The sequence below is a fragment of the Prevotella sp. AM23-5 genome, assembly GCF_003473645.1.
GTDB classification, from domain to species: Bacteria; Bacteroidota; Bacteroidia; order Bacteroidales; family Bacteroidaceae; genus Prevotella; species Prevotella copri_A.
The window spans coordinates 329-13,515 of sequence record NZ_QUCG01000081.1 but is presented as its reverse complement, the minus strand read 5'-3'; the positions used below and the strand labels follow the sequence as shown (position 1 = coordinate 13,515).

General features: G+C 40.6%; 12 protein-coding genes and 1 pseudogene. 3 read left to right on the top strand and 10 right to left on the bottom strand.

The genetic code is table 11. From position 1 onward, the window contains the following. Positions 1–191: 191 nt before the first annotated feature. From DW657_RS14765 to DW657_RS14730, 8 genes are all read right to left on the bottom strand, one after another. Positions 192–734, bottom strand: a complete 543-nt coding sequence (locus DW657_RS14765; protein WP_118313214.1) for a hypothetical protein — start codon at positions 732–734, stop codon at positions 192–194. Positions 735–1,074: 340 nt separating this feature from the next. Continuing rightward, a complete protein-coding gene (locus tag DW657_RS14760; RefSeq protein ID WP_118313213.1) occupies positions 1,075–1,530 on the bottom strand; it encodes a hypothetical protein in 456 nt (151 codons plus the stop codon). Between the two features lie 185 nt (positions 1,531–1,715). After that, complete coding sequence (locus DW657_RS14755) at positions 1,716–2,048, bottom strand: hypothetical protein (RefSeq protein ID WP_118313212.1); 333 nt, start codon at positions 2,046–2,048, stop codon at positions 1,716–1,718. Positions 2,049–2,072: 24 nt separating this feature from the next. Further along, complete coding sequence (locus tag DW657_RS14750; RefSeq protein WP_158577395.1) at positions 2,073–2,765, bottom strand: M48 family metallopeptidase; 693 nt, start codon at positions 2,763–2,765, stop codon at positions 2,073–2,075. Next, positions 2,746–5,868: a type I restriction endonuclease subunit R gene (locus tag DW657_RS14745; protein ID WP_118313210.1), complete on the bottom strand. Its 3,123-nt coding sequence runs from the start codon at positions 5,866–5,868 to the stop codon at positions 2,746–2,748. The genes DW657_RS14750 and DW657_RS14745 overlap by 20 nt, the downstream gene beginning before the upstream one ends. A gap of 12 nt (positions 5,869–5,880) precedes the next feature. Then, a complete protein-coding gene (locus DW657_RS14740; RefSeq protein ID WP_158577394.1) occupies positions 5,881–7,137 on the bottom strand; it encodes a restriction endonuclease subunit S in 1,257 nt (418 codons plus the stop codon). Positions 7,138–7,154: 17 nt separating this feature from the next. Then, a complete protein-coding gene (locus tag DW657_RS14735; RefSeq protein ID WP_118313208.1) occupies positions 7,155–9,623 on the bottom strand; it encodes a class I SAM-dependent DNA methyltransferase in 2,469 nt (822 codons plus the stop codon). A 23-nt stretch (positions 9,624–9,646) separates the two neighbouring features. Beyond that, complete coding sequence (locus DW657_RS14730; protein ID WP_118313207.1) at positions 9,647–10,132, bottom strand: hypothetical protein; 486 nt, start codon at positions 10,130–10,132, stop codon at positions 9,647–9,649. Positions 10,133–10,753: 621 nt separating this feature from the next. Between DW657_RS14730 and DW657_RS17925 the strand changes: the two genes are divergently transcribed. Further along, complete coding sequence (locus tag DW657_RS17925) at positions 10,754–10,915, top strand: hypothetical protein (protein ID WP_158577393.1); 162 nt, start codon at positions 10,754–10,756, stop codon at positions 10,913–10,915. A 2-nt stretch (positions 10,916–10,917) separates the two neighbouring features. Next, positions 10,918–11,406 carry a DUF6169 family protein gene (locus DW657_RS14720; protein WP_118313205.1) on the top strand — a complete coding sequence of 163 codons (489 nt, stop codon included), beginning with the start codon at positions 10,918–10,920 and terminating at the stop codon, positions 11,404–11,406. A gap of 293 nt (positions 11,407–11,699) precedes the next feature. On the opposite strand, the pseudogene DW657_RS14715 reads toward DW657_RS14720, so the two are convergent. Continuing rightward, positions 11,700–11,983, bottom strand: a pseudogene (locus tag DW657_RS14715) (PDDEXK nuclease domain-containing protein); the annotation flags it as partial. A 530-nt stretch (positions 11,984–12,513) separates the two neighbouring features. Between DW657_RS14715 and DW657_RS14705 the strand changes: the two are divergent. Next, positions 12,514–12,855: a hypothetical protein gene (locus DW657_RS14705; protein ID WP_118313203.1), complete on the top strand. Its 342-nt coding sequence runs from the start codon at positions 12,514–12,516 to the stop codon at positions 12,853–12,855. A gap of 16 nt (positions 12,856–12,871) precedes the next feature. Here DW657_RS14705 and DW657_RS14700 read toward each other — a convergent pair whose 3' ends face one another. Beyond that, entirely contained in the window at positions 12,872–13,018 is a 147-nt protein-coding gene (locus tag DW657_RS14700; RefSeq protein ID WP_199658366.1) for a hypothetical protein, read from the bottom strand. Positions 13,019–13,187: the final 169 nt, after the last annotated feature.

The following is a 13,187-nucleotide window of genomic DNA, read 5'->3' as shown; positions in this document are numbered from 1 at the left end:
GTATCGTTCTGAAATCTGGGGCAAAAGTAGATAAAATGCTCCGTTACGCCTTTTCCGCCGAATGCGCCAAATTGAATTCGGCGGAAACAAGAAAGGGACAAAACCATCGTCTTGCCCCTCTATATCAATATTTTACAGAGATATAATTATTTTCTTTACGTCAAATGAAGTCTATCATTCGGCGCAAGATTCTATATATTGTGAGACTTTGCGAAATCCTCCACAAAACCCTCTACCTCATAATCTATATTCCCGTCATTGATCTTCTTTCTGATATAATTGCCATACGACTTTTGGGTAACACCCAGTTCCAGATGACAATCATCGTGCAGAAAACGAGTGATGGATGAGCCATTAGGAACACCAGCACTCACATAGCCCTGATTAGACCAACGCAGGAAAAACGCCACCACACTCTTGTTCAACAAACCATCGGAAGTGGAAAGCTGACTGTCTGAAATATGATGCAGCTTGAGATATTTCACAAAAGCATCCGCCATCTTCCCCGTAAGCCCCACATCCTTTTCACCCTCAGGAGTAGAAAAGAGATTCTCGGCACTTCTTCCCGCAGAAGATGAAGCACACTTCACCTTAACACTCTGTTCAAAAACAACTTCATCGGTATCATTCTTCATTTCAGAAGAATCATCGGAATCCTTATGTTGATGTTCATGACTCTCATAATAGTTCTCTATATAGGTTACGGAACCTGCAAAATGGAAACTTCTATTCATCAGTATGTGGTTTTATGTCTTCATCAGAATTCTCGTAATTATTCTCTATATATTTGCTATTAGACTGTACATACACAACATTCTTGTACAAGCAAACACCACCGTTTTTACACAAAAAACGGATAATTCTAAAAAATGATATTCTATCCATATCTTAAGTAGTTTAAATTATTACTAAAACTTGATATGGTCCTCTAATTGGTACGCGGAGGGCTAGACTAGAATAGCCAAGGAGAGCTTCTTAGGGTGGCATCCTCGATGCCGGTAGACAAGTCTTCCCTAGGTAAGTGTATTAGTTCGTTTCATGTTGATTTTTTTAGATAAATATTATTGTTATTCATTATTTATTTTTAGGCACAAAAAGCTTTTGGTATTTTGCTATATGTGCTTCCAAATTGTTAAGTTGCTTCAAGTCTCTCGCAAAAGTAATCCACTGCGAAAAGGCTTCATTGAAATTCTTTTCAAACTGACTCTTGTCAAACTTCTTACCTTCCGCCGTATGTCGTTTGATCAGTTCATCAACGATTCTATCCCAATTATATAGGATACAGCAGCACCATCTTCTCTGCTGCAAAGGCTGAAGACTTACACTTCTCTTCAGCACTCTGAGCACTGTATCACACTTTATATGCGTGATATTAGAAAACTGATATGCAGATATCTGTTCAGCTTTGCCACCAATAAATGAATTGAGATACAAGATGATGCATTCTTCCTGTATCTTATCAATTCTTTTGTCTAGCTGAGCTAAATTCTCCAGAATCAACACCCTTCTATGTTCTGCTATATCCAGCATATTAATTGTAAATTTATGCGAATTTACTACTAATAGTTGGAACAGCCAAATGCGTTACCCACATAGCAAAAATAGGAGGGTGTATTTTTCAGAAACGTTAATACTTGAATAAAAATTAACTACAGAATAACAAAAAAAAGAGAGAAAGTGCGCATTTTTAGCGCTATACTTCCTCTCCTCGACTTTTATGGATGGGTAGGTAATTCTATTACCATTTCCACAGCTCTTGTGAACGACATGAGAGGTGGGATTTTTACTCCAGCGCTTCTCAGATAGTTCACCAGTTTCTTCTTGCCCCAGTTGATTCTGGAATCTCTTTCACGATAGAGTTCCCTGAGCTGTTTGACATTGGAAGGCAGAGAATCCAGCTTTTTCTTCAGCTCGGCAGGATCTCCATACCGGGTCATTTCCTCTATTCGAGCCTTCAAGGCCTTGTTCTCCTCCACCAGCTGGTCGTAATGGCGGAGCAAGACTTTTACCTGCTGCTCGTAAGGCAGGTCTTTGTTCATTTCATGCATAAGCATTTCTATTTTAGAATCTCTTCATAGAATAAATTCATTCAGTTCATCCCTGTACTTCTCCCACATAGGCATGTGCTTGTCAAGGACAGCTCTAAACTGAGCATCGTGATTTTTAGACACGATGTGGGCTAACTCATGCACCACCACATACTCGATGCAGGACTTAGGTTTCTTCGCCAATTCCAGGTTAAAGAGAAGCTTATGGGTGCGCTGGTTACAACTACCCCACCTTGTCTTCATTTCCCGAATAGTAAAGCCACCACATTTCAAGCCCATCTTCTCTTCCCATTTAGGAACCAGCGTATCCAGCAAATGCATCAACTTAGCTCGATACCACTCCTTCATGGCATTAGCCAGATACACCTTGTCTGCACCATACTTCACGAATAGGTTGATATATCTGCCACTGATTTTAACCGTTGGTCCAAAACCCTTCTCGTGAACTTTAAGCAAATATCGACGCCCCATGTAATAATGGTCTTCACCCGATACATAGATGCGGTCAGTCTGTCTATCAGTGCTATTGATTCGAGCAATGGCCTGACGAATCCATACCAGATGGTCGATGGCATAAAGCTGGAGACTTTCTAGCGTCATAAACTCCGGAGCCGAAATATGAACCCTTGCATCAGGCGGATACACGGCAAGATGGATATGCTTGATATTCTTACGTTCCACCTCAATATCAATATTACTAACAGTAACCTTTTCCATACTCATCATGAAGTTTGATTATATCATATATCTTCTGTGCCATTTCGTCTCCCAACAATTTTGCGAGTGCTTTGATCAATTTTCTTTGTTTCAATCTATTATCTCTGAAACCAACAAGGGCATTCTCCCTGATTACCTCATGAGCCCGAATAGCCAGGTATTCATTCTGTCCCAAGTTATCATAGAGAGCTCGCATACCAGGTGTTTTGATGGATTCGGGATATGAATTGGCTGATTTTCCTCTCGCTTTCTTTACAAGTTCTATCAGCTCTTTCATATACTCTTCGTAATCCAGCATTTCCTTCTTACGTTTATCTATTAACTCCTGCAAGATGATGGAAAGCTTTCCGTAATAAGCAGGGTTGAAAGGACTGTCCTTACGGATTACCTCACGCAGATTCGCTTCTACAGTCTCTGCTGATGCCCTGCCATATTCATCTTTCAGTTCGTCAGGCAAATCATTGAGCTGTTCTTCATTTTGAGCAGCAACAATATCCAAGAAAGAAGTATCGTCCAATTTGGCTATCACCTCACTATCCTCAGCCTTTACATAAAGGTCAAGAACCTGACGCATATCCGGTTCATAACGCCGCATATCAATATGGTCGTTACTGCGCAGTTCTATCTCACGCTTCAAGGCATCATACTTCTTGGCGCATTCAGCATACTCCTTGCGTTCCGCTTCGCTATACCCCATATCCTCCAACGAATTGGCTAAGTTGGCATAACAGTTCAGATAGCGGCGCACATACTTATAAAGCTTAGAGCGCTTTTCCGCATTATCATCCAACTGCTTGTCCATCTCCTCTTCCGGGGCATTATCATCATAGACAAAATATCTGAAGAATCCTTCTCTTGTTTGAGGATGAACAAGTTCAAGCAAGGCTTCCACCTGTTCCTTGGCTTCTTCCAAATCCTTTCGGCACGCCTTGTTTTTCTCCTTGATATAGCCTTCGATATCTTCTTTGTCATAGCCACTCAAAGCTGCCCCATCAGAAGTATAGTCGCCAATGGCTCCTGATATGCATTCAAACAGATTCTGATAATCTACAATGTAGCCATATTCCTTATCATCACCATCCACGCGATTCACACGGCAGATAGCTTGGAAGAGATTATGGTTTTCCATGTGCTTATCAATATAAAGCACACAGGCAGATGGAGCATCGAAACCAGTAAGCAGTTTATCTACCACAATCAGGAGGCGCATATTCTTAGGATGGTCAATAAATTCCTTCTTGGCATAGGCCTCAAAGGCAGAAACGCATTTATGTCCATCTGTCATTTCCTTGTAGATGCGATATTTGTATTCATCCTCAGATTCGTTCTCGCCGGATGATGCCATATTGATATCATCAGCCTTTGCCTCAAAGCTGGTAATCACGGCACAATGTCCCTTTAAGGCTGTTTTCTGAAAGGCATCCCAATATCTGCAAGCCTGATAAATGCTGTCTGCCACAAGAATGGCATTACCACGTCGGTTTACCAGCATCGGCGTGGTGTCCATATCCAAGCAAATATCACCCACCACAGCATCTATGCGCTGGCGACTACTGAAGATATTCTGCATAGTTGCCCATCTGCCTTTCAGCCGGGCTGCAGCCACCTTATTCAGCCCCTTTGTCTTCTTCTCAAACCAGGCATCTATCTTGTCCTTGTTGCCCAAGAACTGGTCAACTTTTCTTGACTCATAACGCAGGTCGAGAATCACACCATCTTCTACGGCTTCATTAAACCTATAGGCATGAATCAGCGGTCCGAAAGTTTGCCAGGTATCTTTCTTCTGCGTATGGAGAAGAGGAGTACCCGTAAAACCTATCATCATCACATCTTTGCCCATGATGGTTTTCATGGCTTCATGCAGATAACCGCCTTGCGTTCTATGACACTCGTCGATGAAGACGAAAATGTTTCCCTTTGCCTTAAATCCCTGAGGAAGTTGGGCTACGATATCCTCCAGATACTTTTCCAGGGGTATCTCTGATTTCACTCCAGCCATATCGCCCTTACCTTCCACATTCTTCTTGCCAAATTTATGAATCAAGGTACAGAGCAGCCAAGGAGCCTCTTCATTAAGCATACCGATAAGACCTGCACCGCTCTTGGCACGGGCAATAGTTTCTCCGGTATCCTTGAAACCATCAGAAATCTGTTCATCCAGCTCTTCTCGGTCGGTGATGATAACAACACGTGAATTATCAATATTCTCATGAATCCACTCTGCCAGCCAAACCATAATCAGGCTTTTGCCACTACCCTGCGCTTCCCATATCACGCCGCCTTCTTTCTTCTCGCAACGTGGTTGAGCTGCCTTTACGGCAAAATACTGGTTAGGGCGACAAACCTTCTTGACTCCAGCATCAAAGACCAGAAAATCATGAATCATTTCCAGCAATCGTTCCTTATTAAACCACTGGGTAACACTTCTATCCAGTTCGTTAGGAATGCTTGCATCCGGTTCTTTCCATCTGAGCCAGAACTTTTCGGGTGTATCTATCACGCCATAATATAAGCCCTGACTATCGTTGCCGGCAAAAAGCAGTTGCACCGTTGAGAAGAAAGGACGGATAAAATTCTCCTGCTGATTGCCTATCGTCTGGCGGATACCATCATGCACGCTCACCTTACTTCGTTTCAGTTCTATCACAGCCAAGGCGATACCATTCACATAGATAACCAAGTCTGGTCGCTTCGTAAAGCTATCAGGCGTGCTGCTGTTGATGGTTACTTCTTCTGCGATATAGAATTGGTTCTTATCAGGATGCTCCCAGTCTATCAGATTCACAGTAATCTTTTTAGTACCTACATCGGGAGATACATTCGCACCATAACGGAGCAGGGAATACACCTTCTCGTTCTTCTCCTGCATGTTCTTAGGTGTACAGTATGCCTCCTTTTCCAATATGGCAATGGCACGCTTCGCCTCATCCCCCGACCACTTTTTCGTACTCATCAAGTAATCGAAGAGAAGTTTTCTTTCTATGTTACGATTACAAGTACGATACTCATAGTTGCCGAGATATTCGTACTTTAGCTTCTCCTTGAAGAGAGCTAGCAATCTGTTTTGAACCGGTCTTTCGGGTTCGCCTATATGTGAGTCCATAAGCTATCATTTTTACTTAATTAAACGGATCTTGCCTGTCAGGAGTTGCTGCATCATGCCTTGCTTAATCTCCTTGTATTTATCTCGCTTCTCTTCGAGTGCTGCGATTTCAGAATCGCAATCGGAAAGGATATTAGCGATGGCGGTTTGCTCTGCCTTGGAAGTCGGAATATAAACTTTTATCAGAGATATATTCCCTAAATTAATTTTCTGAGGTATAGCAAAAACCAAAGAGTTTAACATAACTTCTTCTTTAAAAGATTTTATATTAGATAAGTAAGATATAAACTTACTGTCATATTTCTCGTTGATTTTTAGCAATGCCAAGCTTACATAAAAGCTCGCATCTACATCCCAATCCACATATTTACAACAACCAATAGAACCTATTCGAGTCATGAGAACATCTCCTTTTTCTATTCTATAATTACTCGTTAAAGCCTTATGCTCTTCAAGCGATATATGCTTAACATTTTTAAAGTCATCAGCTGTTACATTCTCCACACTATAAAATGGTTTTCCACCACTCTTTACATATTGGGGAGTTTGGTGAGTTCCATCTTTGACTTCTGCTATATCACCTAATAACATAGATTTCCATTTATCATTAAATCCTGACAATCTTTTCTTACCAGTAAGGAGCTGCTGCATAAGGCCCTGCTTGATAGCCTTCTTCTTCTCTATCTTTTTGGTTAAGGCAGAGATAAGAGAATCGACATCAGAAAGGGCTGCGGCAATGGCAGTCTGCTCTTCACTATTTGGTAGTGGAAAACAGAATTTTACAAAATCTTTCTGATAGAGATGATTTATAGTTGAACCAGCTACCAATCTATTCAAAAATTCTTCAAAATAAAAAGACATAAAAATTTTCGACAGAAAAACTTGATCAATCTTCCTGTCGTTAGCTCTTATCACGAATATTCCACTATTCAATGTACCAGCTTTTGGAATCATCCCGAGATATGCAACTTTACCAATTGTTCCATCTTTAGATATAAGAATATCCTGTGGTCTTATTTTAATGTTGCTATCCTGCTCATAGCGGGCTTTTGATACATAAGCACAAGATTTCCAGTTTACTTGTCCATTATCAAAGTCAGTACCTGTAATCAACAAATAATCTCCAGAAGACATATACTCTGATTTTTTTAGCCCCTGCCATCCTATTCTCGCTTTTATCAAACATGATTCAGAAACATTTTTCACCTCCCAGTCCTCAGGTATTACCCCGACTTCCGTCATTTTATAACCACTTTTCATTTCAACCATACTCAATCCTCCATTCATTAAAGAACAAAACCCATTTGAGCAAGATGAGCATTCACCCTGCTTTCATAATCTTCAACTTCCTTATCAATAGAAGGAAGAGTCTGGTCATAGCGGTCTGAAATGGCAGAAAGCTGACTTTTCAACTGTTCGATACTACGGCTCAACTCAGATTCTATGCGAGTAGAAATAGCATTTACCCACTTCTCCTTCACAAGATTCTTTACTCTCATTTCATTCTGCGCCAACAATTCATATTCCTCTTTTACACGAGACAACAATTTGTCATTGGCTTCCTTCAACTTGGCCTTTTCTGCCTTGATGGAATTCTGCCACTCAATCCACTCTATAAGACGTGCCTGTTCTTCACCTTTAGTAACTTTGGCACGCTTCTTAACAGAAGCCAAGTTAACCTTCTCCTTCTCGAAATTCTTTGTATCAAATACATCATCATTCTCTTCAACAAGGCTTGTCACCTCATTTTCCATAAAAGCAATGCTGGCAGACAACTCATCACACGCTTCCAATTCACTCTTACAGAATCTATTGACGATATACTCTACAGGCAAGAGGTCACTCTCCAAATCATTCCAGGTTTTCACCACCACAGGAACCATTTCCTTCTCCTTTTTATCCTCTTTCAGCTTAGGACGGAGGTTAAGCTTCCAGCCATCAGCCATAATCATATAGACATCATCCTGCATGGTTTCTGCCCAATAATTCATCAGCTGCTCGTAGGCATCATATTCATCAACCAACAGGTTTCCCTCGCCAAACAGATTACGAATGCTTTGTCCCATTCTTTCAATGAGAGTCTTCGGCTTTTCGCTGCTTTCTGCCAGGTCGTAAATGGTTTCCTGCCACTGCTCCATAAAATCAGTTCTACAATGATGCTTCAATGTAGCTTGCAGAGTCTGATAATCCTCATTGTCGTTAATGATACCATCAATCTGCTCTCTAGATACCGCCCAGGCATAATAACCATTACCCTGTTCTTTTACCAGTTCATCCTTCAAAGTTGGCAATGCCTCCCAATAATCGGAAAGCTGCTCTATATCGTGCTTTGGCAAGCCACCTTTAAGATGAGCATCGATATCCTGTACTATCTCGGTATCACGAGCCTCAATATAACGAGGAATATTCAGATTGTAATCATTCTTCTCTATCTCTTCCTGTGGAACAAAACGAGCATAATGAGGTACGTCAACCCATGCTTCCCATGTGTCAACAATACGCTGGATATCCTCTTCACGCAGGCGGTTCATATTCCCATCCTTTACAAAGCCATCCTTGGCATCTATCATAAAGATTCCCTTACGATCAGATGCTTCCTGCTTATCAAGAATGATGATGCAGGCTGGGATTCCGGTACCATAGAAAAGGTTTTGTGGCAGTCCGATGAGTCCCTTGATATAACCAGCCTTGACAATGTTCTTGCGGATTTCACCCTCTGCATTGCCACGGAACAAAACACCATGAGGCAAAATGCATGCGCCCTTACCATCAGCAGCCATCGACTTGATGATATGAAGCAAGAAGGCGTAATCGCCATTTTTCTCAGGTGGTACACCAATAGAAGAAGGAGTACGGGAGCCTTCTTCCATATCCACCACACCATTACCCCAGCGCTCAAACATGTCGTTTTCCTTAGCACTCTTCAACCATGATTTCTGGCTGAAAGGAGGATTGGCTACCACGTAATTGAAGGTTTGTAAGGCGGTAGGTGAGCTGAGGAACTGTGGATTATTAAGGGTATCACCCTGCTGAATATCACTGCATTCATAGCCGTGAAGAATCATATTCATCTTAGCCATACCCACATTATTGATGTCTTTCTCCTGACCAAAAAGAGCCGTATTGTTGGGATGCAAAGACTCGCTCAAAGCTCTCAAAAGTAGTGAGCCTGAGCCACAGGTTGGATCATAAATCGAGATATTTTCATGTAGATCCTGATGAATACCAATCACCTTTGCCATCACACGACTCACCTCGCCTGGAGTATAAAACTGTCCCTTACTCTTACCGCTTTCTGAAGCAAAATTCTTCATCAGGTATTCATAGGCATCACCCAGAAGGTCATCATCACCAGCACGGTTGCTGGAAAAATTAAGTGCATTTTTTGTGAAAGCCGTAACAAGTTTAGACAAAGTATCTACCTTGTCCTTACCCTTACCCAGTTTGGTATCATCATTAAAATCGGCAGTATCAATCACGCCGCTCAGATCATTTTCCTCTGCAATCTGATGGATAATTTCATTCAGTCTTTCACCGATATTACTCTTATAACGAAGCGCAAGAATATCCTCCCAAAAACATCCTTCAGGAATATTGAGAAGATAATCCTTATCAGCCTTTGCCTTGTCACTGATATATTTCAGGAAGAGTACAACAAGTACATAATCCTTATATTGGCTGGCATCCATGCCACCACGCAACTGATTACAACTCTCCCATAAAGAGCTGTATAACTCAGATTTCTTAACTGCCATTTATATAAAATTTTACTGATTAATTAATGATTAAAATGGAGCGTAACCTCCCCATCAGGCATATCTTCAATACTCATCACCCATTCGATATTGCCTATCTCGGGATTTACGTCTATCGAATATTCACAGCCTTCCTTTTGACCATCAAACTGCACGGCGAAGCGCCAAAGGCCATTTTTCTGGACTCCGGTAAAGGCAATTTGCATCGTAGAAACATTCGATAGAGATATATTGAGTTGCTTAGCTATCTCTTCATAGCTAAGTATCCATTTGGGATGATTCGTATCTTGTTTGATAAAACATGCTATACCAGAGGTGATGTACGCAATCCCTTCAGTATCGTTAATGGCATAGTAAGTACGTGTACTATTAGCTTCAATACAGATGGCACGCTCACCTGTATTAAAGGTCTCATCCTTGCAACAACTGGCAAGAACAAGCAATAAAGAGAAGGCTACCAGAGCCTGTACCCCAAACCGATAGGGGGTGGTAAAACGCTTGATACTCATAGAGTTATATTGTTTTAGAGTTCTACTTTTTCTATATTACTCCTTCAAAAGTACAACAATATTTCGAAACAGGCAAGAAAATAGGGGAAAAGTTTTAGAAAAAGTTACATTCGAAGGGTATTGTATTTCGCATCTCTCCTATATGCATTTTCAGATATCACATTCGTGTCTCTGGATTTACCTCGTCCAACAGTCTATCCAATTCGAATTGTGTACGAGCTCGTACACTTTCGCAATGATGTATAGCAACATACATAACAAATGCTCGAAAAACTATAAAATAAATCCACATGGATTCTTTTACACAACTTTTTGCCCATGTTCTAACTATTTTTGTACTTTTGCAGCGTATACCTATTGCGTGCATTATAAATAAGGAGGGCAAATGATGCTATACCATTTCATAGAGATACAGTTTTTGGTAAACCAGCTGCGAAGAAACAGCTTCCAGACTTCTCCACCAGAAGTAAGCAGTGATGACGAGCGAAGTCTTGTCACGAGCGATAAGCTCCTCAACAGGGGAAGGAGGAGATTCAACTTTCCCATGAAAATAATCTCCAAAAATCTTGGTGATTTCAAATAAAAGTTGTAGCTTTGCGGTTGAATTAAAATATAGACAATATGGCAAAGGATATTTTATTTACAAGAGAAACTTTCTTGGCGGCAATGCGTCGTGAAAAGAAGCGTAAGCAAGAATGGGAGGAAAAAATGAATAAGAAATTGGATGATTTGCAAGAAAAAATTAAGCTTGCAAATGATTCTCATATCTATGATTTGGCTTAGTTATGCAAACCTTAGACATAAGCCAAATCAATATTCTTGCGCCATATCCTGTATGGTATGAAGGAGAGGAAATCCTATTTAAGACAGATTACAACATACTCTATTCTGTTGCTTTTGAATTAGATGATATGCTAGGATTAACAGCTTATTGGTTCCGTATAACTAATAGAAGTGGGAAAAAATCACCTAATGACAAAAAGATTCAACAGACAGTTATTATTGTTATAGAAGAATTTTTTCGTAAAAACCCCGACATACTTCTTTATATGTGTGATACAGCAAATGAACAACAAGCACAACGTGATCGTTTGTTTTTGCGATGGTTTAATGCGTATGAACAGAAGAAAAAATATGTCATCAAAACCGCAGTTGTTTATGATGAGGGCATACCTAACTATGTTTCTTTAATTGTGCCAATTGAGCATCCTCTGTTAGAGGATATTCAAGCTACTTTTGAGAGTGAAATTATAATGTTTCAAAATAACAAATAGCATCTGATGATAAATGGTTCACCCGCAAAAGCGTGTGGCTATGCATAAATTCTAGTGAGCCTTCCTGTAATTGTGCAACAAGTTGTTGCACAATTATATTTCCTTGATTATAAAAGAGATACCCCTGCCTTTGCTATGCAATTCCCGCTATTAGGGCTTGCTCGGGACTTCCCCCCGGTTAGACAGTGCTCATGCCAAGCGTACTAAAAGAGAACTTGCGGTACAAGTTTTCCATGTATCGCAAGGTCGAGTATCTTTTGGCGTAACGCTTTTGTATTCATTCTGAGTTTTGTTTAATCTTCCTCTAATTTCTTTATTTCTTCATTCTCCTCAAACTCCTCAATCCATTCCTTCACCTTGGCTTGCAGCAAGGCTTTGTCGGGGAGATAGAGCTGGCAAGCCGCTGCATAGACATATGCCTGTCATAATAGTTCACGTACATCTGCATTTGCCCCAAATCTTGATGTGTCAATTTGCCCATCTTTAGGTCAATGAGTACATAACATTGCAGCAGGCGGTTGTAGAACACCAAATCCACAAAGAAATGTTGCTCGTCAAAAGTAAACCTCTTTTGCCTTTGCAACAAAAAACAATCCTTTCTGTACATCACCCTTTATCTTGTCAAGGATGAACTTATGGTGTGTCCATGGTATTGAAAAAAGCATCTCCGCAATATCTTGCTCCTTTTCTCCAACTTGAGGTAAGAATTGAACAGAATGTGGTGTTTCAAATTTTCCCCCAACTTGGGGGAAAATCATAACTACCTGAGAATAAGCAGTATAGAACTTTTTGATTTCTTTTGAATTGGCTAAACAGTGTTTAGCTTTTCAGAATACACGCAATAGAATCACTGTATCTATGGTCGTGCGAACATGCTTGTGTGCCTCGTCAATCAATTTAGAAATGTGCTCAAAGAGAGCATCCTAAAAATGAAGTTACCGCCCCAGTTCGTGCATATATTAAAAGGATCTGTCTTTTCGCTTACGGAGAAAAAGTGGCAATATTGCCAAAAAATCTTCGTAAGATATCATCCAGATAGCACTCGATGATATCGAAAATTCAGAACTTAGGGAGCCACTTACTCTCTACAGACACATCAAAGCCAAGATGATAGACGACGACCTGTACTATATCCTTCTTGACGAAGTGCAACTGGTACCCAGATTTGAGGCACTGCCAAAAATCTCAGAAAATACGCAAATCTTTTTAGCAGAAATATTAGAAAATACGCAAATCTTCTATAATATTGTAGTAGTTTTACCAACCTTCTGGTGGCACATAGCGGATTACCTGCCCCGTAAGTCTGGCAGTGGGGTTGTTGCATATGTACATCTTCTAATTGGGCAACAAGTTGTTGCCCATCATCTTCGCCTAATTTGGCAACAACCTGTTGCCAAATTAAGCAAAGATGATGGAACTCATACCATTGGCGAAGTTCCTGCGTTTTGAGATTTTTGAAATCTAACTAAAACTCATACTTTTTGCCCAGGATTTTATTGATGCTTTGAATGAGGATATGATAGGCAGGATTACCCATTGCCCCATGACCATGACCAGCGATTTCATAGAGCTGGGTATCTGGGCGGCCAACAAGGTTCATCATTCGCCACATCACTATGGCTTTAAACTACTAATCTTCTGCAAAAATACAAAAACTGGAAATCAGGAATCTTTTTAAAGAAATCGGTGATTTGTGGAACTTTCATTCGGTGATTTGTAGATTTTATTCTCAAACTTGATGCACTGTTTTAGTGCATCAAGAGTGATCACAGCTATCACAG